Source organism: Pantoea sp. R13S299 (assembly GCF_048515925.1).
Lineage (GTDB): Bacteria > Pseudomonadota > Gammaproteobacteria > Enterobacterales > Enterobacteriaceae > Pantoea.
This window is the reverse complement of sequence record NZ_JBLYEF010000001.1, coordinates 773,076-795,468: the sequence shown is the minus strand read 5'-3', so window position 1 is coordinate 795,468 and position 22,393 is coordinate 773,076. Positions and strand designations below refer to the sequence as shown.

The window sequence follows — 22,393 nt, the reverse complement described above, 5'->3', positions numbered from 1 at the left end:
ATCACTGTTTTTCCACGCGAAGGCCATTCATCCCCGCCACGATGCGGGCATTCAGCTCGCCATCGTTACGTTTCCAGAATGCCCAGAATGACGGTGACTCCTCTTCGGGAATCGGCAGAGACAGTCGCCAGACTTTGCCATCCAGCGACTGATACTCTGCCATGATGCCGATGAAGCGCGTCTCTGGCAGACTCTTAATCCGCAACGTTTTGCTGCGCTGTTCTGGCGTCAGGAAGAACTGCTGGGTATTAAGTTGAGCGCTGCCCAGTACGGTTGCGGACTGGTTTTGCAGGGAGTAGAAGTCTGCTGACATGAACTCCGCATCGGAGCTTAGTAACACCACGCGGACTTTCAGCGGCGCACCGCCGTTAAGCTGATTCTGTCCCTGCACGTCCAGGTTGTAGTAAGCCACCGGCGGCGTGCTGTTGCTGCTACTGCAGGCCGCCAGCAGCCATACCACCAGCACGATCAATCCACGACAGAGTTGTGTTGTTCTCATCATCAAGCCCTCCCTGCTCAGCGCGATTAGTTAATGATCCAGGTTCCGTTACTGCTGTTCTGACAGGCGGTGCTGTCACCGTTAACCGCGACGCAGGTTTTCTTCTTGCTGGCGCTGCGCACGCGACGTTTAGGCTGATCGGCTTTAACGGTCTGATCGTAGAGGTCGCTTTTCACCACGGCGCGGAACGGCACATAGCCCGTCAGCGTGACGGTTGCCTGCGGCGCGGCAGGCTGAGCGGCATCTTTCACGGCAGCGGTGGCGCTGTCCGGCTTAGCTTCTGCTGCCGCCTGAGCGGGTTCACCCAGCGCCAGCCAGTTGTTCTCTACCTGTCCAATCACGGTGTAGCTGTCCCCGGTTTTCAGGGTCTCGACGACTTTGCCGCCATAACCCGGCTGGCTCATTACCGAGCCAGGATAGAGCGCACGGTAAGTTTCGTTGACCGGGCTGAACTGCGCGGGCGGTTTAACGGCATAACGGTGACTGATCGCCACGCCGTCCACCGTGCTGGTGACCAGCGTGTCATCGGTCATTTTTGGCGGTGTTTTACAACCGGCGACTGAGAAAACAAACATCAGGCCTAACGCAATGCGGAGCTTCACCATTTTTTTCATCTTGTGTTCCATACATATCCTGGAGAGTGGCCAGAGGCCGGTTGTCAGTGTTGAAAATCGGGAATAGGTCTTCAGAGAATTTGACTTAGTGCCACGCTAAAAGAATATTCTTAAACGAACCGTGCAAAACCATCGCGTAATGACAAGGCGAAAGATCAGCAAGAGTTAAGTATAAAAAAGCATCAGTGGAGACGAAATCGGGAAACGGGAGGAATCTGACCTGGCAATAAACGATCATATGCCTGATCAATTTTTTCCCGGCAAATTTGAGAAGGCAGGCAAAACCCAAGCTTTACTTATGCCATCCCTGGTCGAAAAGCAGACTTATTGACTCAGATTTACAATAACAGTGTTATTCGCTAACGAAATAAAACGGCTTAACACATCTGCCGAACACTCTATTAAAGTGATCCTATTCAATAAGTTACATCACTGCAAGATTTCATAGCTACCGCACGAGCCAGGTAAATCCTGCCCGTGGGTCTGAAATTACATTCCATGTGTAAATATAAGCTGCGAGTTTACAGAAGATTGACAAAATTTCAACGGGCCACTTTCAGAAGATTTTACTTTAGAAAAACTTAACAAATTAAGTTAATCCAAATAGACCCCGCTTTTAAGCACCCAATTAGGACAAACTCAAACAACTTGCAAAAATCTGAAGTATTTTTACACATCCATCAGCTTTTCAATGGCTCACCATTAAAAATACTCATGTTAAAAACGGCTCTGATTGTGAATGGGCAAAATGGGTTAGCGTCAGGCAGGTGGCAGTGATGAGCCGTTCTGGTCACGGTGCCCGGTCAGAAACCTGGCGTTATCAGGGATTTAACCGGCTAAAGCGCAGAAGTGCCGCGGGTAAAAGTAAGAGAGGAGTGAATGCAGGGTAAGCGAAGCGTGAAACGCGTCAGATGCGCATTCAGACAGGACTGATTAATTATTCTTTAGAAAGGGGGATTAGCGATAACTGTAATTGTGTCAGCAGGTTACAGCGCTGACACATAAAAAAACCACGCCGGAGCGTGGTTTTTAGTGGCTGTACCGGGTTACCCGGCGCACTGATGACAATCAGAAGAAGCCCAGCGGTTCGATACTGTAGCTGACCAGCAGGTTTTTGGTCTGCTGGTAGTGATCCAGCATCATTTTGTGCGTCTCACGGCCGATGCCCGATTTTTTGTAACCGCCAAAGGCGGCGTGGGCCGGATAGAGGTGATAGCAGTTAGTCCAGACGCGACCGGCTTTGATCGCCCTGCCCACCCGATAAGCACGGTTGATATCGCGGGTCCAGACGCCCGCACCCAGCCCATAAATAGAGTCGTTGGCAATGCTGATTGCTTCCGCTTCATCTTTAAAGGTGGTGATGCCGATGACCGGGCCAAAGATTTCCTCCTGGAACACCCGCATGCTGTTATTGCCTTTCAGCAGTGTCGGCTGGATGTAGTAACCGCTGTTGAGTGAATCATCCAGCTTCTCTACGCCGCCGCCCACCAGCACTTCGGCGCCCTCCTGACGGGCAACTTCCAGGTAAGAGAGGATTTTATCGAACTGCTGTTGCGACGCCTGCGCGCCCACCATGGTCTCGGTATCCAGCGGATCGCCACGTTTAATGGTTTTCACCCGCTTCATCACGGCAGCCATGAACGGCTCGTAGATCGACTCATGCACCAGCGCGCGCGACGGACAGGTACAGATTTCGCCCTGATTCAGGAAGCCCAGTACCACGCCTTCAGCGGCTTTCTCAATAAAGCTCTCTTCCGCCTGCATGATATCTTCAAAGAAGATGTTCGGTGACTTGCCGCCCAGCTCGACCGTCGACGGGATCAGGCTTTTCGCAGCCAGTTCCAGAATATGACCGCCAGTGGCGGTAGAGCCGGTAAAGGCAACTTTGGCGATGCCAGGATGAGAAGCCAGCGCTTCCCCCGCCTCTTTACCGAAACCGTGCACGACGTTCAGCACGCCCGGCGGCAGCAAATCTTTAATCAGATCGACAAAGACGGTGATCGACAGCGGCGTCTGTTCAGCCGGTTTCAGCACGACACAGTTCCCCGCGCCCAGCGCCGGAGCCAGTTTCCAGGCCGCCATTAACAGCGGGAAGTTCCACGGAATAATCTGTGCAACCACGCCCAGCGGCTCATGGAAGTGGTAGGCGGCGGTGAACTCATCAATCTCTGCTGCACTGCCCTCCTGCGCCCGGACACAACCCGCAAAGTAGCGGAAGTGATCGACGGCCAGCGGCAGATCGGCCGCCAGGGTTTCGCGCACCGGTTTGCCGTTATCCCAGGTTTCATAGACCGCCATGGTCTCCAGATGCTGTTCCAGCCGATCGGCAATTTTCAGTAGCAGCAGAGAGCGTTGTTGTGGCGAGGTCTTGCCCCAGGCGTCAGCTGCTGCTGCCGCTGCGGCAACAGCGTTATCAACATCTGCTGCGTCTGAGCGCGGAAACTCACCCGCCGCAGAGCCGTTCACCGGCGAGTTATTGGTGAAATAATTGCCTTTCACCGGCGCGACGAATTCACCATTAATGAAGTTGCCATAATTCTTTTGTAGCGTGATCAGAGAACCCTGTTCTCCGGGGGCGGCGTAACGCATGATCATTCTCCTGACAGGTGACTGTTGTAACAATGATGAAACTTATTATTAACATGAAGGATCATTGAGAGCCTGTCAGGTCTGTTATCCGGAAACTGTGACCGCCCCGAAGGAATAGGCGTTTGCGCTTCGTCTTTAGAAAATTCCGACTTTTACCCAAAAGGCTGGTCATAGAGAAACTTGTGCGGCACAAAGGGGTCAACCTGAGGATAAATTCATTCTGGAGATGAGCATGCTGGCTTCAGCTATTACCCTGATGCGCGCTAAAGCCAATTTCGTGCATCAGTTTATCCGCAACCCCCGCATGATGGGGAGCATAACGCCGTCGTCAGAGGCGTTATGCCGTACCATGATCGAATCGGTGGAATGGCCTGAAAAATTACGTATTGCTGAACTCGGCGCGGGCGACGGGGTGCTGACGCGGCGGATACTGTCGCAGATGTCACCTGCCGCTACTCTGGATGCCTTTGAAATCAGCAGCACGCTGGCAGACAAACTTGTTGAGATGGACGATCCGCGCATGACCGTGCGCACCTGTTCTGCGGAGTACCTGAGCGGGGAGTATGATGTGATCTTTTCCGGCCTGCCGCTACTGTCACTGCCGCCTGAACTGCGAGAGGCAATTCTGCGTGCGGTCTATAACGCCCTCGGCCCGAATGGTGTGTTTGTGCAGTTCCAGTACACCTCGCTGACCCAGCCTGACCTGTCACGCTACTTCACCTGGGAGCGCCAGCGGGTGCTGAAAAATGTGCCACCCGCCTGGGTTTATCGCTGTACACGTCACTACGCGCCCTGAGCACGCTCCACTGCCGGGCGCGTCTGTTGCCAGAACGTCACCAGCAACTCACGCGCCCAGTCTTTCCCTTCAATCTCGTTTGCTCCATCCTCTTTGCAGCCCTGCGGCGTACAGACGTTCATGATGTGCCGTGAAAATTCGGGATGAAACTGCACTGAAAGCGCCTGCGGCGTATAGCGCACAATCTGACAGCCATCACGTGCAGAGGCGGCCAGCACCTGCGCCTGAGGCGGCGTGCTGATAACCGACTGACGATGCGACAGCCAGACGCTGAAATCCTGTGGCAGTGTCTGCAGCAGCGGATCGCGCTGCGCCTGAGCTGAGCAGCGGATCGGTAACAGACCGCGCTCCCAGCCGTTGGGATTATCTGCGACTTCGCCGCCCAGCGCATAGGCCATCAGCTGATGACCATAGCAGACGCCCAGCAGCGGCAGATCATGATCAATCGCTGCCCGAATCCATGCGGCGCTGCGTTCGCTCCACTCAGCGTGATCGGTGACCATCGCCCAGGAACCGCTGAGGATTGCCCCGGATATCTGATCGAAATCGGGTAACGCTTCGCCCAGATGGGGCCGGACAATCAGGTATTCATCGGGTTGCAGGTTTAACGCGTCGATAAACCAGCGCGGCTGTTCACCAATCTCTGAGACGACGTTTGCGGGTGGGACTTCAAGCTGAATTAACGCAAGGGGTAAGGCGGACGTTTGGGTCATACCGAATCGGTTCCTTTAAGAAGTCGTTTCAAATCAGTCTGCCAGCATCGCGTGCGAAAGTCTCATCAGGTTGCGCCGCAATTGCAGAAAATTTGTTGCTGTGATTGGCTGGAATGCTGCTGTTCGTGCCATCATTAGCGGGCTAAGCAAAAATCATCGAAAGGATATTATCGTGGCTGTGCGGCATTTTTTTCTGATTCTGATGGTGGTTTCCATCTGGGCCTTCAACAACGTGGCGGTGAAATGGGGCCTGCTGGAATTGCCGCCCCTGTTTCTGACGTTTATGCGTTTTGTGGTCGTGGCCATCGTGCTGGTACCGTTTTGCCGGATTAACCGTCAGCAGTTGCCCTGGCTGTTGCTGCTGGCGTTTACGTTCGGCTTTATGCACTTCTCGCTGCTGTTTGTCGGCCTGCGCTACACCGATGCCGGCACCGGTGCTATTGTCGTGCAGCTGGGAACGCCGATTGCAATGCTGCTGGCGATGGTGGTGCTGAAAGAGAAGCTGAAACTGGTGCAGCTGATGGGGATTATGATCTCGCTGAGCGGCGTGGTGGTGCTCTCCGGCAGCCCGACGATTCCGTCGTGGTGGGTGCTTTGTCTGCTGCTGTGCAGCGCCACCGGCTGGGCCGTCAGTAACCTGATTGTGAAGAAGTCACCACCGATTAAACCGCTGACGATGACCGGATGGATTGCGTTTCTGGCAATCCCGATCGTAGGCGCGTCCAGCTTTGTAATGGAGTCGAACCAGCTCTATGCCCTGCAGCATGCGGGCTGGCACGGCTGGTTCGCGATTCTCTACAGCGCCATCGCCTCGTCGATTGTGGCTTATACGCTGTGGTACATGCTGCTTAAGAAATACAACGTCAATCTGATCATGCCCTATTCGCTGCTGACGCCGGTTTTATCGGTGCTGATGGGGATTGTGGTGCTGGGCGACAGCCTCAACAGCTTCAAGATTATCGGGGCCTCGCTGGTGATCCTCGGTACGGCTATCGCGGTGATCAACCTGCGTAATCTGCGGATGCATGCCCGCTTCCCGCGCCTGCGGCGGCGTTAATCCCGCGTGCTATGCTTGAGAAATAACCTTTCTCAGGGAGCACAACATGGACTCAAAGCTCGCCGCCTCTCTCTGGCAGCAGATGCAGCAGGGATTGCGGGGTCGCGACGACGCCTTGCCTCTTCCCGCTTTCGTTGATCGCGCCACCTTCTCTTCTGCCTATGCCGTCAGTGAACTGGCGGCCACCAGCCTCGGTCTGGCAACCCAGGCAGCCGCTGCACTCATTGCCACCTCCCGCCCTGAGTTTCCTTCTCCGCCCATCACCATCAATGTACGTCTGGCGTCGCGCTGGTTTCAGCAGAGCTTTCACCCGCTAAACCGCGCTGCGCCCGCGATGATGTGGGATGCGTTTGCCGGTGACTATCGCAGCCGCGATGGCTGGATCCGCCTGCATACCAATGCCGCGCATCACCGGCTGGCGATGGAGCAGGTGCTGGGGGCGCACGCCGATCGCGCGGCGCTGGCGCAGCAGGTGCAGCAATGGCAGGCCAGCGAGCTTGAGCAGGCGATGATTGATGCTGGTGGCTGTGCCGCAGAGATGCGCAGCGCCGCCGCCTGGCAGCGGCATCCACAGGGTCAGGCCGTGCAGCGCGAACCGCTGTTTAGCTGGCAGACTACCCAGCCTGCTGCTGCGCCGGACTGGCCGCTGGCCGGGGCACGTCCGTTAATGGGTATTAAAGTTCTGGATCTGACGCGGATTATTGCCGGTCCGGTCGCCACACGATTTCTTGCCAGCCTGGGCGCCAGCGTGCTGCGCATCGATCCGCCTGGCTGGCAGGAGCCGACGCTGGATGAGGAGATAAGCTGCGGCAAGCGACGAGCGGTGCTGGATCTGACTCAGCCCGCCGATCGCGAGCAGTTTATCCACCTGCTGCGTGAAGCGGACGTGCTGGTGCATGGCTATCGGGCAGATGCGCTGGAACGGCTCGGGTTTGACGCGCAGACCCTGCAGGCACTCTCACCTGGTCTGATTGACGCCGGTCTGAATGCCTGGGGCTGGCAGGGTCCGTGGCGCAATCGTCGGGGGTTTGACAGTCTGGTGCAGATGGGATGCGGGATTGCCGAACGGGGCATGCAGTGGCAGCAGAGCGATAAACCGGTGCCGCTGCCGGTGCAGGCGCTGGATCATGCCAGCGGCTATCTGCTGGCGGCGGCGGTACTGGAGGGATTGCGGCGACGTATTACTGAGGGTCACGGCAGCCAGGTCCGGCTATCACTGGCACGCACCGCATGGCTGTTGCAGCAACACCCCGCCGGACAGAACGCAGGTTCCGGCATTGTGCCGCAGGTTAAAGACAACCAGCCCTGTTACGAGTTAACGCCGTGGGGATTTGGCGTGAGGCTGCAGGCGGCCGCCTGGCTACCCGGCACCCCGCAGATCTTTGTGACGCCAGGTTGTGCGCCGGGCTCGCACCCGGCGACGTGGTGAATCACATTAGATAATTAGAAAATAAATTGATGACATTAGATTTTTGTTTTATCATTTGCGCATGACTCAGGGACGATGTTCATTAATGTGGGGTGCGGAATGGTCAGGGTGGACTGGTCCAGGCGGGCTTTGAAGCACCTTATGAAAATTGATAAACGTTACCAGAAAATCATTTACCAGAAGGTAGGTGAATTGGTCAGCTTCCCGGTTGTCACCCTGGACATCAAAAAAATGCAGGGCAGTGCAAATAACTATCGGCTGCGGGTTGGTAATTACCGGGTCCTTTTTACGTTAACCGGGGGAGAACCGGTGATTCTGGAAATCACAGAGGTAGCCCGAAGGACGTCAGTCACTTACTGAAGTCTGTTAACGCCCGGCGGTTTGCTCTATAGCCACTCGCACCCACAACCCCTGCAGCGACTTACAGAGTCCCGGATAAACTATGTCAAAACAGTACATCTATGATGAAGCAGGCAAACCTCAGTTTGTGGTCTTGCCGGTGGCGGAATATGAAAAGCTGCTCTCGGCCAGCAATGGCGAATGGGAAACTATTCCCGTTGAGACTGACGAGCACGACGATGAGACGATCCCGCATGACGTTGCAGGGATTATGATTGAGCAGGAAGTCAGTCTTCAGGCGGCCTGGCGCATCTGGCGGGGGCTTAGCCAACAGGAGGTCGCTCAGCAGTTAGGCACTACGCAAAGTGCCATCTCTCAGCTTGAACGGCCTGAGAGCAAGCCGCAGAAAAAGACGCGTGAACGTCTCGCAAAACTCTATGGCTGCCGCCCCGAGCAGTTGATCCTGTAAGCCGCCAGTATAAAGGCGTTTCAGCAGCCCAGGAGGGACCACGCCGGATTCAGAAAACATCTCCCGGAACCCGGCCAGAAATATGATTCAGCCGGGTTCGCACCCGGCGATGTGGTGAATCAGGCTTCAGGCGTTTCTTCGCTGCTATCCAGCAGTTCGTTGTACATCGCCTGAATCGCTTCGCGGCTCAGCATTGCAAGGGTGCGATAGAACGCGGTAGTCGCGTGCGCTTCCACTTTGCCCAGGAACGTTCCGCACCACGGCAGCAGGTACTCTTCAAAAAGCGCCATCTGCGCTGCGCTCTCATCTTCCTCTGACTGATCTTCCAGCCATGACGCGGCCAGCAGCAGCACGCCAAAATGATCAGCAGGTGCATCGCTCAGCGGCATACCACGTGAGGTTAAGAAGGCACGCACTTCCGGCTCCGTTTTGCCTTCCGGCCACTGTGAAGCATAAGGCGGCACATTACAGTCGCTGCCAACAAACAGCGCGTTGTAATCGGCGGCCAGCGCCTGCGGATCGCTGTTCTGTTGCAGACGGGTCAGCAGCTCATCCTGCTCCAGCGGCCACTGCGACTGCAGTTTGCCTTCACGCAGCAGTGTGAACAGCGGCACCAGCAGCGGGTCCTGCGGCTGACGATTAAACAGTGAGCCGATCACGCGGCACAGAATGGAAAACTCATTCATGAGTCAGATTTCCTTGAAGCAAAAATAAATTAAAAGTCAGCCAGTTCAGCAATATGTTTGCCGCTACGCATTTCCAGAAAGTCGAGCAGGCGACGCGGCGTGACATTTAACACCCGATCCTCGGGAAAATCCACCTCGCGGGCAATTCGCAGGCAGTGTTCGAAATGACCGAGCGTAAACGCGGTGTGGGAATCGGAGCCAAACGCCAGCCGTCCTCCGGCATCGCGCACCGCGGCGGCGATCGCCCGGCAGTTGGGTTCACTCCCCGGACGCGAGTGGGTAAAGGAGGAGTTGTTCAGCTCCAGCGCCACATCGTAGTGCGCTGCGGCTTCGGCAATCGCCGGGATATCGACCGGGAATTTCGGGTTACCCGGATGACTGATGATATGGACCAGCCCACCAGCCATGGCAGCGATCATCGCGTCCGTGTGATGCTTTCTGTCGCGCGGCGCATAAACCGGCTCGTGAAAACCAGCGACGATCAAATCCAGCGCATCGAGCATCGGGCCGGAACAGTCGATCTCGCCCTGCTGGTTTTTAATATTGGCTTCGATACCGCGCAGAATCCCCACGCCATCGATCACGCGCGGCCAGACCCGCATATTAATAAAATGCCAGTAGTGCGGTGCGTCGGCCATATCGGGGCCGTGATCGGTAATAGCAAACAGTTTCATGCCGGTTTGCTTCGCCTGAGTCACGTAGTCGTGCAGCGTGCTGTAAGCATGCGTGCTGGCGATGGTGTGCATATGCAGATCTACCGGATACATCCTCTTCTCCTGCTGAGTGCCCCTGACGGGGCCGGTTCATTAATAGCCGCGCTGACGATCAACCCTGCCCTGCGGCGGCTCGCCTGCCTGATCCTGATTGATGGCGCGGGCGATGTAGTCGATAGCTTCGTCGATCAAGGTTAACGCCGCATTATGGGGCGTGATCGTGACACGCGGATGTGACCAGAGCGGATGCGACTCCGGTAGCGGTTCAACCTGGAAGACATCCAGCGCCGCCGCTTTCAGCTGACCGCTATTAAGTGCGGCCAGCAGATCGTCTTCCACCACCTGCGCGCCACGCGCGATGTTGAGGAAAAACGCGCCATGCGGCAGCTGCTGTAAAAAGTGGTGGTCGATGAGATTGATGGTCTCGGACGTGCTTGGCAGCAGGTTGATCACCACCCGCGTCTCCTGCAGAAAGGCCGGTAGCGCATCGCGTCCGGCAAAGCTGGTCACGCCGTCGATGGCTTTCGGTGAACGGCTCCAGACGCGCAGCGGGAATCCCCAGGGTTTCAGGCTCTCCACCACGCTTTGTCCCAGCACGCCCGCGCCCAGGATGCCGATGGTGAAGGCTTCACGCGTGTAAGCGGGCAGCGGCTGCCAGCACTGTTGCTGCTGCTGAAGACGGTAGTCGTCAAAACGACGGAACCAGCTCAGCACGCTATGCACCGCATACTCCTGCATCTGCCGCGCCATCCCGGTATCTTCGAGGCGGTAGAGCGGCACGCTGTCGGGCAGCATCTCAGGATGCTGCTGCAGCTGCTTCAGAATCTCGTCAACGCCAGCACCCAGCGCAAAAACGCCGCGCAGCGTGGCGCGTCCCTGCAGCATCCCGGTGGGCGGTGAGCGGACCAGCGCGTAATCAGCCGGACCGTCGTCGCCTGGCTGCCAGGCACGCACCCGCGCCTGGGGCAGACGCTGTTGTAAACCGTTAATCCAGGCCGCTGCAGACTGCGACGGGTGATACCAGATGATCTCCATCCTGCTCTCCTTTTTTTCTTTCAGCGTCGGGGAAAAGCGGAGTGAGAGCAAGAAAAAACCGGCGTGATAAAGCGGTTTTTTCCATAAAAATAATTCCCGTGGCTTCACATTTCCGGCTCGCTTCAGGGTGAAGTGGTCAGATAAGGTCTAAAGTTGGTCCTGTGGTCAATGCGTTACGCGCGGCCGCATTTCGGACAAGGAGAAAAACCGATGACAAAAATTGAGGTAAACGCCGACTCACGGCGTCAGCGTTATGCGCCCTTTCTGCTCACGTTGCTGCTGAGCGTACCCGCTTTCACCACCCATGCCGACGACAACAGCCGCATGCTGAATAATCAGCCGCAGCCGCCGGACGTTCGTTTAGGGCCGCTGTTTAACGCCGTGCAACAGGCGAAGTTCTATCCCGATCAAAAGACCTTTGCGGATGCGGTGCCGAAATTCGATCCCGCCTCGATTCTTGCCGACTGGCAGATGCAGAAGAAACAGCGCAACTTCGATCTGAAGCATTTTGTTGATACCAACTTCACCCTGCCCGCTGCCGGTGACAAATATGTGCCGCCCGCCGGACAAAACCTGCGTGAACACATTGATGGCCTGTGGCCGGTGCTGACGCGCACCACCAGCAGCGCGGGTCAGTATGATTCGTTGCTGCCGTTGCCTAAACCCTATGTGGTGCCAGGCGGTCGCTTCCGCGAAGTCTATTACTGGGACAGCTACTTCACCATGCTGGGGCTGGCCGAGAGCGGACACTGGGACAAAGTGCAGGATATGACGGATAACTTCGCCTCACTCCTCGACCGTTATGGCCACATCCCGAACGGCAACCGCAGCTACTACCTGAGCCGTTCACAGCCGCCATTCTTCAGTCTGATGGTCGATCTGCTGGCAACCCACGATGGCGGCAAAGCCTATACCCGCTACCTGCCGCAGTTGCAGAAAGAGTATGACTACTGGATGGCCGACAGCGATAACGTCGCGGCCGGTGCAGCCAGCAAGCGGGTGATTAAGCTGGCGGACGGTACGCTGCTTAACCGTTACTGGGATGCGCGCGACGTGCCACGCACCGAATCCTGGATGGATGACATTGCTACCGCGCAGAAAGCGACGCAGCGCAATAAAGCTGAACTCTATCGCGAGCTGCGTTCCGGTGCGGCGTCGGGCTGGGATTTCAGTTCGCGCTGGTTTACCGATGCGCATAACCTCTCGACAATCCGCACCACCCAACTGGCGCCGGTTGATCTTAACAGTCTGATGTTCCATCTGGAGCAGACGCTGTCGAAAGGTTACCAGATGAACAAACAGAGCGATCTGGCGAAGCAGTTTGCCGATCGCGCGGAGAAGCGCCAGGCGGCGATCAATCGCTATCTGTGGGACAGCAAACAGAACTGGTATGCCGACTATGACTGGCAGAAAAAGCAGGTCCATCCGCAGCTGACGGCGGCTGCCCTGTTCCCGCTCTATCTCCAGGTCGCCAGCGATAAGCAGGCTGAAAGCACCGCCAGCGCGGTGGAAAAACAGCTGCTGAAACCCGGCGGTCTGGTAACCACCACCGTTAATAACGGCCAGCAGTGGGACGCGCCGAATGGCTGGGCACCGCTGCAGTGGGTTGCTGTGGAAGGTCTGGAACATTACAACCAGCCAAAACTGGCGAAAGAGGTCGGCTTACGCTTCCTGCAAAACGTTCAGAACACCTATGACCGTGAGCATAAGCTGGTGGAGAAATATGTCGTTGACGGCAAAAATCTCGGCGGTGGTGGCGGCGGTGAATATCCGCTGCAGGATGGCTTTGGCTGGACCAACGGCGTCACGCTGAAACTGCTGGATAAGTACTGCCCGAAAGATAAAACCTGTAACAGCGCCCACGATATTCCTCAGGCGTCTGGCTCACAAAACTGATCCACTCTGGATACCTCTGGCCTCGCCGGAGGTATCCGCACCCCCTTTCAGCGAATTTTACTTGACCTTCTTACGTCAACAGGCAAAATTGCAGCCAATTTATAAAAGGTAATAGTTCTCATTATGATAATGAGATTGCCTATCAATAATTTTATCCACCTGCCTGAACCTTTGCCAAGAAAGGAATTTTGATGAAACTGTCATTGTCGCTGAAAGGCTATATTCGCCTCTGCACCCTGGCGCTGACCGCGCCTGCTCTGAGTTATGCTGCCGATATGGTGGTCACTGCACAACCGCAGGAAGATTCGACTTCGCCGACCCAGGGCTATCTGGCGACGACCAGCCAGGGCGCAACCAAAAGTGATCGTCCGCTGATCACCACGCCGCAATCGATATCCGTGGTCACCCGCCAGCAGATGCAGGATCAGGGCGCGCTGACGCTGAATCAGGCGCTGGGCTACAGCTCTGGCGTCTTCACTAACTTCGGCGGTGCGGCTACCCGTTACGACACCATTGCCCTGCGTGGCTTCCACGGCGGTGATGTCGATAACACCTTCCTCGACGGCATGCGACTGATGAGCGACGGCGGCAGTTTCAACGGCCTGCAGGTGGATAACGCCTTCCTTGAGCGCATCGACGTGATCAAAGGTCCCTCTTCTGCGCTCTATGGTCAGACGGTGCCGGGCGGCCTGGTGAACATGGTGACCAAGCGTCCTCAGTTCAGCGAAGAGGGTCACATTCAGTTGCAGGCGGGCAGCAATGCCACCACCGGCACGATGTTTGACTATACCAATGCGATTAACGACCAGTGGGCGTTTCGCCTGACCGGCGTGACCCGCAATAGCGATACCCAGTACGATCATACCCGCGAAGAGAAATATGCGCTGATGCCGCAGCTGATGTGGCAGCCGGATGAAGATACTCACCTGATCCTGAAAGCCTATCTGCAGAAAGACCCGTCGGGCGGTTATCACGGTTCTGTACCAGGAGATGGCAGCCTCACCGAACACAACGGCTACAAGCTGAGCAACGGTTTTTATGAGGGCAACAGCGATCTCGATCAATTTAAGCGCCGCGAGCAGATCTACAGCTTCGATTTCGCCCATCGCTTCAACGACGTCTGGTCGTTCTCCTCGACCGGCAGCTACAGCCACTCAAATGTCGATCTCGATCAGGTCTATCAGATTGGCTGGGATGAAAATAATCCCGATCTGCTCAACCGCTACTACTCTGGCGAGCGCTCGTCGCTCTCTGCCTGGTCCACCGATAACCGCTTACAGGCAGAATTCAATACCGGCGAACTGGAGCACCGCGTGACGCTGGGTGCCGAGTATCATCGTTACAAAAATGAGATCAGCGCGGCTTCCGGCTCAGCCAATCAGCTGAATGCCCTGACCGGTGAACAGGTAGGCGACATGCCGGATTACACCTGGGCGGATAAAACCCGTCGCTACTATCAGACCGGCCTCTATCTGCAGGATGAGATGAAGCTGGATCGCTGGCATCTGGATCTCTCTGGCCGCTATGACCGCATTGTCGCCAATAACAGCGGCAGCGAGCGTCGTCAGGATGATCACATCAGCGGACGCGCAGCCCTGCTTTATGCCTTCGACAACGGTATCTCGCCTTATGTGAGCTGGAGCCAGGCGATTACCCCGACCGCGCTTACCGATCCGAACAATAATCTGCTGAAGCCGACTACCGCTGAGCAGTATGAAGCCGGCGTGAAATATCAGCCGGTCGGCACCCGCGATCTCTATAGCGTGGCGGTCTATGACCTGACGCAGAAAGATGTGGCAAACCGCAACGTGCAGACGGCAACTTATTCGCCATCGGGCAAAGTTCATTCACAGGGTATCGAGCTGGAAGCGCATAATCAGTTAACCCCGCGTCTGAGCACCGTGGCGAGCTATACGCTGAATCATCTGCGCTTCAAAGATTCGGTGGATGGCAACAGCGGTCATACGCCGTACGTCACCCCTAACAGCATGGCTGCACTCTGGGGACACTATCAGTTTGATTATGGTCTGAGTGCGGGCGCGGGCGTGCGTTACATCGGCAAACAGTGGGCAGACAACCAGAACACCACGCGCGTGCCGTCGGTGACGCTGTTTGATGCGTCAGTGCGGGCCGATCTCGGCGTCTGGAACAGCAGCCTGAAAGGCGCATGGGTGCAGGTCAATGCCAATAACCTGACCGACCGTACCTATGTGGCGGGCTGTTACGGCACAGGCTATTGCTACTGGGGTGCGGAACGCAGTGTGATGGCGACAGTCGGTTACGACTTCTGATAGCAGACTAAAAGATAAAAAAAGGGGACGAATCGCTTCGTCCCCTTTTTTGTTGAAACTGTTTCGGTTAACTGCGTACTTTGCGGTAAACGAACAGCACCACGATGGCACCGATCACTGCGACCACAAAACTTCCGAAGTTAAACCCATCGACGCGGCCGAAGCCAAACAGCGTACTGATCCAGCCACCCACTACGGCACCAATGATACCGAGCACGATAGTCAGAATGAAACCGCCACCGTCTTTACCCGGCATAATCCACTTCGCCAGAATACCCGCGATTAAGCCAAAGACGATCCAGGAAATAATACCCATCTGTTGCTCCTTCCTTTTTATGATTAAATCGTGAACGCCTGATTTATCAAGCGGTTTACCGCGATAAGTATAGCCCGCTTTTCAAAAATTGCCTGCCCGCTCACAGTTATTATTGATGAAAGGCAAATTAAAGCTTTTTTTAGCCGCGCCGATAACCGAAACGAGACAAAAAAACAGCATAAAACAGTTACCCCCTTGTGGAGCAGGACGTGAAAGAAGCCGACCAGGAACAATATCTAAAACGTGGCACGCTGGCGGTTCTGGGCGTTATTAAAGACCTGCTGCGGCATGATACGCCGCTGCTGGTGCGGTTTCCGCGTGGGCAGTTTATCAGCCGGATGCTGACTGCCGATAAAGATCGGCTGGTGTTTGACCTTGGCAGTAATAACCTCGATAACGACTACGCACTGACCAGTGACGATCTCAGCATCACCGCTGAAACTTTCGGCGCGAAGGTGGAATTCAGCCTCGCCTCACTGGAAAAAGTGGAGTTTGAAGGCTTACCCGCTTTCAGCGCACCGCTGCCGGACCTGCTGTGGCAGATTCAGCGACGGGAATTTTTCCGGGTCAGCGCTCCGATGGAGCCGCAGTTCTGGTGTCACACCGTGTGGCCGGATGGCAGTAAAACGCGCCTGCGGTTACAGGATCTCTCCCTGGGCGGTCTCGGCGTGCTGGTGGATGAACCGCTGCCGGAAGGACTGCAGAATGGCGACAGCTTCAACCCGTTCCGGGTCGAACTGGGCGAATATGGCATTTTTGAAGTGCCGGTAAAATTGTTGAATATTGGCGAACGCTGCGTCGTCACCCGCAAGAATGAAACCCTGATTACACCCCGCCTGAGCTTCCGGTTTGCCACGCTGAACCCGGCGCAGGAACGACAGTTACAGCAGATTATTTTTGCCCTTGAGCGCCTGGCGCGCGATAAATCGACCCGCTTCCAGTAACCGCTTTACGGATGCGCCACACAGCTGGGCTGCATCCAGGCTATGCTTCTTGCTTGTTTTCTTTTAAACCGGAACCCAGCAAGGAGACCCTCCCCAATGGAAAACTGGCTCTCTTCACGTCGTTTTCAATCCCTCTTTTTTAATCAGGAACTCTGGCTCAACAGCGCCATCGTGGTGGCTTCTACCCTGGTGATTTACTGGGTATTACGTACCCTGATTCGCTTTATCTCCAACCGGATTGCCCTTTACAGCGAACATCGACATGTCCGCGCCACCGCGATTCTGGTGGAGATACTGCGCAGTACCAGCCAGACCCTGCTGCTGATCTTCTCACTGCTGATTGCCCTGAAGTTCGTCGATCTGCCCGCGTCCTGGAGCGTGACCATCGCGCACGGCTGGTTCCTGGCGCTGATTGTTCAGCTCGCGCTGTGGATCGACTGCGGCATCCGGCTATGGCTGAAAAGCCTGCTGCGCGATCCGCTGCATGTGCGTAACCCGGTGACGACGGTGATTCTGGGCATTCTGCTGCGGGTAGTGGTCTGGATCATGATGTTCCTGGCGATTCTGTCGAATGTGGGCATCAACATTACCGCGCTGGTTGCCAGCCTGGGCGTCGGCGGTATCGCGATTGCGCTGGCGATTCAGACCGTGCTGAGCGATGTCTTTGCGTCGCTGGCGATAGGTTTCGATAAGCCGTTTGAGCATGGCGATTTTATTGTCTTTGGTGACATTGCCGGTTCCATAGAGCATATCGGCCTGAAAACGACCCGATTGCGCAGCCTGAGCGGTGAGCAGATTGTCTGTTCAAACACCATTCTGTTGCAGCAGACCATCCACAACTACAAGCGCATGCAGCAGCGCCGCATCGTGTTTAAGTTTGGTATCAGCTACGCCACGCCGTCTGAGCAGGTCCGGGAGATCAGCCCGCTGGTGAAAGAGATTATTCAGGGCGTTGAGACCACCCGTTTTGATCGCGCCCACTTCCTGGCTTTCGAGGACTCAAAACTGACCTTCGAAGTGGTCTATTTTGTGCTGGATGCAGATTACAACAAGTACATGGATATCCAGCAGGAGATTAACCTGCAGCTGATGGCGGCGCTGGAAGCGCGCAACATCCGCTTCGCCTTCCCGATTCGTCAGGTAGAATTCAGCGGCGGTAATCTGCCGCCGGTGGATCTGGTAGCGGTGCAGAATGACGATGATGAGGTGCGCAGAATGGCGCGCTAAGTCTCTGCCCGCCCTGCCATTTAAGGAAGGGCGGGCATTCAGCCTTACCGCTTACTGATGCCGATAGCAGCTTACGCCGAGATACTCACTGAACGCCTCCTGCAACACCCCCGCCGTGGCGGAGTGATTCATCGCCACATGATGCTCGAAGCCATTCCGGCAGATCCACGCCAGCAGCGTTTCCAGCTGCGGCACCTGAATCACCGCACGGCAGCCCACCGTGTCCAGCGGATCGGTAACCGACATCCCCTCACCCACATAAGCTTTTATTTCGCCGCTGAAGTCGTCAGTTGAGAGGCGGAAGTAGGTCAGATCGCCCTGCTTCATGCGGCCATGTACTGCACCGCAGGTATTCTCTTTGCCCACGGTAGTGCCGATAATATCCGCCGTGCCCATGGTCGGTGACTCCAGACTGGCGCTGGCGAAGTTACCGCAGTGAAACAGCACGCATTTGTCCCGTTCGTCGCCAAAGTTGTTGTTCCAGTCCGCCAGCGAGGCGGGATTCAGCGAACAGCTGGCGAGCGCATACATCGACAGCGCGCCCATCACATCCACTTCGCAGGCGCTGGGCATCAGCTGACCCGACATCACGCTCATGATTGAGCAGACGTTAATCCCCAGGTTCTCCTGCAGCGAGGTCCAGCACTGAATGGCAGTGGTATCGATATCGTTGTCGCTGATCCACTCGCTGATCACCACAAACAGTTTGGCCATGGTCACCAGTTTGTCGCCCGGAATGCCGCGCGCATCGGCGTTGGCCTCCAGAATTTCACGCTTCTCAGCTACGCGGATATCGTCATCGCGCAGCCGGTTGGTGCGGGTAAAGATCTCCGATAAATCCAGCGTTTCTACCGCGATGCCCATCTTCTCCAGCAGCTTTTCGCTGTAGCGCACGGTGTTAAATCCGGCGGGCCGCGCACCAATCGCGCCGACTCGCACACGCCGCATCGCATTCACCACCCGGCAGAGCTGGCTGAACCGCTGCAGATCCTGCATAAAGACCTCACCGCTCAGGGCGCAGACGTGCTGGCGAGTCAGAGTAAAGGGGATGCCATACTGGCGCAGGTTATTGCAGAGCGAAATTTTGCCGCAGAAGCTGTCGCGGCGGGTCGCCAGCCCCATTTTGTCCAGGTTGTCCTCTTCCGCCTGCACCAGCACCGGCACATTCAGTCCGGCCAGACGCAGCGCCTCGGCGATGGCCTTTTCATCGCCAAAGTTAGGCAGCAGTACCACAATGCCGTGGATTTTCTCGCGGTGCTGGCGAAACAGCGCGGCGCAGGCTTTCGCCTCCTGCCGCGTTTCGACGCCGCCCAGATTGGTCTGGGTCTCATCCAGCATCACCGTATTGATGTTCATCTTTTCAAACAGCGCGACCGCCTGCTGGCGCGCCTCACCTACCAGATAGCTGGGGAAAAAACCCCGGTTGCCAATAATGACACCGAAGGTTAACTGCTGAGGAAGTGTTGACATGGCTCTGCTCCGGATAAGAATTAATGTGGCTGATAACGACAGCGTGCAACGGCGTCGATCCAGCCTTTATAGTTTTCCTGCATACGCTGCGCGTTCTCTTCACGCGGCATGATGACGCTGCCGCCCTGCAGCGCCTGCATATCACTGCCCTGCTGCCACCATCCCAGCACTTTGCCTGCCAGCAGCGCCGCGCCCAGCGCGGAAACCTCCGCGGTAGGTACCCGCTGCAGCGGCCGCTGGAGCACATCCGCCTGTAACTGCATCAGCCAGCTATTTTCGGTGGCGCTGCCATCCACACAGAGCGCCGGAAGCTGCTGGCCGCTGGCCTGCTCCATCGCAAAAAAGACGTCGGCGATTTGCCAGACGATCGACTCCAGCGCCACCCGTGCCAGCACGTCGGGCGTGGCGGCATCCGTCAGGCCGCACACCATGCCGCGCGCCTGCAGATCCCACCAGGGCGCGCCCAGGCCAGAGAGCGCCGGGACAAAATAGATGCCCTGATTGTCATCGCAGCGCTGCGCCATTGCGGTCAGTTCGCGCGGATCCTGCACCCCAAGCAGTTTGCCCAGCCAGGCGGCGCCGGAACCGGTGTGGGTGATGTTGCCTTCAAAGGCATAGCGCAGCGTGCCGTCGTGCCAGGCCACCGTGGTGCTGAGGCCATTTTCCGTCAGCAGTGGCGTCGCCATGGACATCATCAGTGAAGATCCAGTGCCATAGGTGGCTTTCACCACTTCAGACTCACCGCGCCGCTGCGCCTGAAGGGCCGCGTGGGAGTCACCGATACGCGCCAGAATCGGCGTGCCCGGCGCCAGCCCGGGAATGTTGCTCACCGCCACCACGCCCTGTTCACTGGCTGAGGGGGTGATGCGCGGCAGCGCGGCGCGTGGCAGCTGAAACAGCGTTAGCAGCTCGTCGTCCCAGTCGTTGAGGTGCAGGCTGTAAAGCTGCGTGCGGGAGGCGTTAGCATGATCGGTAATAAAGACGTCACCCGCACTGAGCTGCCAGCTGAGCCAGCTGTCAACCGTTCCGATACACAGCTCACCGGCAGCCGCCCGCGCCGCGCCGTCGGGAATGGCGGCCAGCATCCCGGTCAGCTTGGCGGCCGGAAACATCGGGTCAACGGCCAGACCGGTTAAGCCGGTGATGCGCGGCGCTTTGCCCGCCTGACGCAGATCGCGACAGAATGACTCGGAGCGTCGATCCTGCCAGCTCACCAGCGGCGTCAGGGGCTGACCATCATGCCGCTGCCAGATCAACACCGACTCACGCTGATTACTGATCGCCATCGCCGCGGCAGGTGCACCGCCGCAATCCGCCAGGCATTGGGTGATCGCCTGTTTTACCGCCTGCCAGATCGCCATTGGATCCTGCTCGGCCAGTCCGGGCTGCGGATGTTGCAGGGTTAAACTCTGGCTGCCACGCGCCACCACCTGACCGTCACGATCAACCGCAATCGCCTTAGCATTGGTGGTGCCTTCGTCGATCGCCAGAATCACAGGTCCCACCATTTTTATGCTCCTGCGCAGATGCGCGCTGCACTGTTGACCACGCTGCGGGCATCAATGCCATGATGGGCGCGGGTAGAAGCGCGATCGCCTGCAATCGCATATTCCCCATCCGGGATGCCAAGCCGTAACAGCGGGATACCGCAACCGCCTTCCGCCAGGACTTCGGCCACCAGGCTGCCGACGCCACCATTGACGTTGTGCTCCTCCACGGTAATCACCGCTGGATAGTGATTTAACAGGTTGCGCAGCTGTTGGGTATCGCAGGGTCGAATCGATGGAACCGCGATCACACCGGCTGAAATTCCCTGTTCAGCCAGTTGCTCAGCGGCGTGAACCACCTCGTGAACCGTGGATCCCATCGCCACCAGCGCGATATCGCTGCCTTCCCGCAGCACATCGATCGCGCCAGGCCTGAACTGATAGCTTTCATCGTGCAGCTGCGGCAGATCTTTGCCATCCAGACGGATATAGACCGGCCCGACATGCTCAAGGGCGTAATCAATGATCTGGCGGCACTCCAGCGGGCAGGAAGGCGCATAGATTTCGATATTGCCGAATCCGCGCATCACCGCGATGTCATCAATGCTGTGATGGGTGCTGGCTAACGGACCATAGCTGGCCCCGGAATTCAGCCCGAACAGTTTGACGTTGGTGTTGTTGTAGCAGACATCGACTTTGACCTGCTCATTGGCGCGAGACACCAGAAACGGCGCGGCGTTACAGGTCACCGCGACTTTGCCGCCCAGCGCCAGACCGGCCGCTGTGCCCACCAGCGTCTGCTCGGCGATACCGACGTTAATCAGCCGGTCGGGAAACGCCTTAATAAAAGGAGCAATTTTGGCGGTAGAGGTCGAGTCAGCCACCACCGGCACCAGATCCACCCCGCGATTGACCGCGTCGATAAAGGCTGTGACCATGACGCTGGCTAAATGTTGTGCATTACTCATCTTTCAGTTCCTCCAGTGCCTGCGCGATCTCTTCGCCTTTCGGCACCCTGTGATGCCATTCCGCCTTACTCTGGATAAAGGAGATGCCAAATCCCTTCTCGGTATGCGCGACAATCACCTGTGGCTTACCGTTCTTCGGCAGGTTTTCAATGGTGTCGACGACGGCTGCCATGTCATTGCCGTTGCACTCCGTGACCTCCAGGCCAAAGGCGCGCCATTTTTCCGGCAGCGGATCGGTGTTCATGATGTCGCGGGTCGCACCCGCCAGCTGCAGCTTGTTCTTGTCATTGATGATGATCAGGTTGTCGAGGCCGTAATGCGCCGCGACCAGAGCCGCTTCCCAGTTGCTGCCTTCCGCCAGCTCACCATCGCCGGTGACCACAAAGATGCGGCGCGAACTGTTATCTTTTTTCGCCGCGATGGCGATACCCACCGCCACCGGCAGTCCGTGTCCCAGCGCGCCGGTGTTCAGCTCGACGCCCGGCGTTTTCTGCCGGACCGGATGGCCGGGCAGATGCGAGTCGGCATGCTGATAGGTCGTCAGCCAGTCAGTCGGGAAGTAGCCCGCTTCTGCCAGAACGCAGTAGTAGCCGCCCACCGCATGCCCTTTCGACTGGATGTAGATGTCACGCTGATTGTCATTCGTGCGATCCGGCGCGCAATTCAGAATGCGGAAGTAGAGCGCGGTGAGGATCTCCACCTGCGACAGGTCAGCGCCGGTATGACCGCCTGCCGGGCTGCCCGCGTTAAGCTGGATAATGCGGCGACGGATAGCCCGCGCCCGACGCTCAAGGTCATCGACCGGAAAATTGAAAGGATTCATACACTACCTCTGAATTTTAAATCGGTTATGAA

Annotated in this window: 21 protein-coding genes; 10 read left to right on the top strand and 11 right to left on the bottom strand. The window is 56.9% G+C overall.

What is annotated here, in order from left to right; genetic code table 11:
* Position 1 precedes the first annotated feature (1 nt).
* The gene (gene tssJ, locus ACN1CO_RS03940) at positions 2–502 is read right to left on the bottom strand and encodes a type VI secretion system lipoprotein TssJ (RefSeq protein ID WP_419137839.1); all 501 of its coding nucleotides are present in this window, start codon (positions 500–502) and stop codon (positions 2–4) included.
* 277 nt (positions 503–779) lie between these two features.
* On the opposite strand from tssJ, the gene ACN1CO_RS03935 reads away from it, so the two are divergent.
* Complete coding sequence (locus ACN1CO_RS03935) at positions 780–941, top strand: SWIM zinc finger family protein (RefSeq protein WP_419138967.1); 162 nt, start codon at positions 780–782, stop codon at positions 939–941.
* A gap of 1,240 nt (positions 942–2,181) precedes the next feature.
* Here ACN1CO_RS03935 and ACN1CO_RS03930 read toward each other — a convergent pair.
* Complete coding sequence (locus tag ACN1CO_RS03930; RefSeq protein WP_419137837.1) at positions 2,182–3,702, bottom strand: aldehyde dehydrogenase family protein; 1,521 nt, start codon at positions 3,700–3,702, stop codon at positions 2,182–2,184.
* Positions 3,703–3,934: 232 nt separating this feature from the next.
* On the opposite strand from ACN1CO_RS03930, the gene ACN1CO_RS03925 reads away from it, so the two are divergent.
* The gene (locus tag ACN1CO_RS03925) at positions 3,935–4,498 is read left to right on the top strand and encodes a class I SAM-dependent methyltransferase (protein WP_419137835.1); all 564 of its coding nucleotides are present in this window, start codon (positions 3,935–3,937) and stop codon (positions 4,496–4,498) included.
* On the opposite strand, the gene ACN1CO_RS03920 is transcribed toward ACN1CO_RS03925, so the two are convergent.
* Positions 4,486–5,211 (bottom strand): glutamine amidotransferase, encoded by a 726-nt coding sequence (locus ACN1CO_RS03920; RefSeq protein WP_419137833.1) that lies wholly within the window; start codon positions 5,209–5,211, stop codon positions 4,486–4,488. The genes ACN1CO_RS03925 and ACN1CO_RS03920 overlap by 13 nt on opposite strands.
* A 172-nt stretch (positions 5,212–5,383) precedes the next feature.
* Here ACN1CO_RS03920 and ACN1CO_RS03915 point away from each other — a divergent pair, with 172 nt between their 5' ends.
* The 4 genes from ACN1CO_RS03915 (at position 5,384) to ACN1CO_RS03900 (ending at position 8,505) form a co-directional block, all read left to right on the top strand.
* Positions 5,384–6,268 (top strand): DMT family transporter, encoded by an 885-nt coding sequence (locus ACN1CO_RS03915; protein ID WP_419137831.1) that lies wholly within the window; start codon positions 5,384–5,386, stop codon positions 6,266–6,268.
* Between the two features lie 46 nt (positions 6,269–6,314).
* Positions 6,315–7,697, top strand: a complete 1,383-nt coding sequence (locus ACN1CO_RS03910; RefSeq protein WP_419137829.1) for a CoA transferase — start codon at positions 6,315–6,317, stop codon at positions 7,695–7,697.
* A gap of 99 nt (positions 7,698–7,796) precedes the next feature.
* Positions 7,797–8,057, top strand: a complete 261-nt coding sequence (locus ACN1CO_RS03905; RefSeq protein WP_419138966.1) for a type II toxin-antitoxin system RelE family toxin — start codon at positions 7,797–7,799, stop codon at positions 8,055–8,057.
* A gap of 82 nt (positions 8,058–8,139) precedes the next feature.
* Positions 8,140–8,505 carry a helix-turn-helix domain-containing protein gene (locus ACN1CO_RS03900; RefSeq protein WP_419137827.1) on the top strand — a complete coding sequence of 122 codons (366 nt, stop codon included), beginning with the start codon at positions 8,140–8,142 and terminating at the stop codon, positions 8,503–8,505.
* Positions 8,506–8,624: 119 nt separating this feature from the next.
* On the opposite strand, the gene ACN1CO_RS03895 is transcribed toward ACN1CO_RS03900, so the two are convergent.
* Genes ACN1CO_RS03895 through ghrA form a run of 3 tightly spaced genes read right to left on the bottom strand, consistent with a single transcriptional unit; the run spans position 8,625 to position 10,939 of the window.
* Positions 8,625–9,191: a TorD/DmsD family molecular chaperone gene (locus ACN1CO_RS03895; protein WP_283545642.1), complete on the bottom strand. Its 567-nt coding sequence runs from the start codon at positions 9,189–9,191 to the stop codon at positions 8,625–8,627.
* 29 nt (positions 9,192–9,220) lie between these two features.
* Positions 9,221–9,958 (bottom strand): phosphatase, encoded by a 738-nt coding sequence (locus tag ACN1CO_RS03890; RefSeq protein ID WP_419137824.1) that lies wholly within the window; start codon positions 9,956–9,958, stop codon positions 9,221–9,223.
* Positions 9,959–9,997: 39 nt separating this feature from the next.
* A complete protein-coding gene (ghrA, locus tag ACN1CO_RS03885; protein ID WP_419137822.1) occupies positions 9,998–10,939 on the bottom strand; it encodes a glyoxylate/hydroxypyruvate reductase GhrA in 942 nt (313 codons plus the stop codon).
* 210 nt (positions 10,940–11,149) lie between these two features.
* Here ghrA and treA point away from each other — a divergent pair, with 210 nt between their 5' ends.
* Both treA and ACN1CO_RS03875 read left to right on the top strand, forming a co-directional pair.
* Positions 11,150–12,835, top strand: a complete 1,686-nt coding sequence (gene treA, locus ACN1CO_RS03880; protein ID WP_419137820.1) for an alpha,alpha-trehalase TreA — start codon at positions 11,150–11,152, stop codon at positions 12,833–12,835.
* A gap of 191 nt (positions 12,836–13,026) precedes the next feature.
* Complete coding sequence (locus tag ACN1CO_RS03875) at positions 13,027–15,126, top strand: TonB-dependent siderophore receptor (protein ID WP_419137818.1); 2,100 nt, start codon at positions 13,027–13,029, stop codon at positions 15,124–15,126.
* Between the two features lie 67 nt (positions 15,127–15,193).
* Here ACN1CO_RS03875 and ACN1CO_RS03870 read toward each other — a convergent pair whose 3' ends face one another.
* Positions 15,194–15,442 carry a GlsB/YeaQ/YmgE family stress response membrane protein gene (locus tag ACN1CO_RS03870; protein ID WP_013357556.1) on the bottom strand — a complete coding sequence of 83 codons (249 nt, stop codon included), beginning with the start codon at positions 15,440–15,442 and terminating at the stop codon, positions 15,194–15,196.
* Between the two features lie 209 nt (positions 15,443–15,651).
* Between ACN1CO_RS03870 and ACN1CO_RS03865 the strand changes: the two genes are divergently transcribed.
* Positions 15,652–16,386 (top strand): flagellar brake protein, encoded by a 735-nt coding sequence (locus tag ACN1CO_RS03865; protein ID WP_419137815.1) that lies wholly within the window; start codon positions 15,652–15,654, stop codon positions 16,384–16,386.
* A gap of 96 nt (positions 16,387–16,482) precedes the next feature.
* Positions 16,483–17,613, top strand: coding sequence for a mechanosensitive ion channel family protein (locus ACN1CO_RS03860; protein WP_419137813.1), 1,131 nt, complete (start codon positions 16,483–16,485; stop codon positions 17,611–17,613).
* A 51-nt stretch (positions 17,614–17,664) separates the two neighbouring features.
* Here the strand turns inward: ACN1CO_RS03860 and ACN1CO_RS03855 are convergent, their stop codons facing one another.
* The 4 genes from ACN1CO_RS03855 to ACN1CO_RS03840 are packed head-to-tail and all read right to left on the bottom strand — an operon-like array spanning position 17,665 to position 22,361.
* Positions 17,665–19,083 (bottom strand): L-fucose/L-arabinose isomerase family protein, encoded by a 1,419-nt coding sequence (locus ACN1CO_RS03855; RefSeq protein ID WP_419137811.1) that lies wholly within the window; start codon positions 19,081–19,083, stop codon positions 17,665–17,667.
* A 20-nt stretch (positions 19,084–19,103) separates the two neighbouring features.
* Positions 19,104–20,591, bottom strand: coding sequence for an FGGY family carbohydrate kinase (locus ACN1CO_RS03850; RefSeq protein WP_419137809.1), 1,488 nt, complete (start codon positions 20,589–20,591; stop codon positions 19,104–19,106).
* Between the two features lie 2 nt (positions 20,592–20,593).
* The gene (locus ACN1CO_RS03845) at positions 20,594–21,538 is read right to left on the bottom strand and encodes a transketolase family protein (protein WP_419137807.1); all 945 of its coding nucleotides are present in this window, start codon (positions 21,536–21,538) and stop codon (positions 20,594–20,596) included.
* Entirely contained in the window at positions 21,531–22,361 is an 831-nt protein-coding gene (locus tag ACN1CO_RS03840) for a transketolase (RefSeq protein WP_419137805.1), read from the bottom strand. Before ACN1CO_RS03840 ends, ACN1CO_RS03845 begins: the two co-directional genes overlap by 8 nt.
* Between the last annotated feature and the right edge of the window lie 32 nt (positions 22,362–22,393).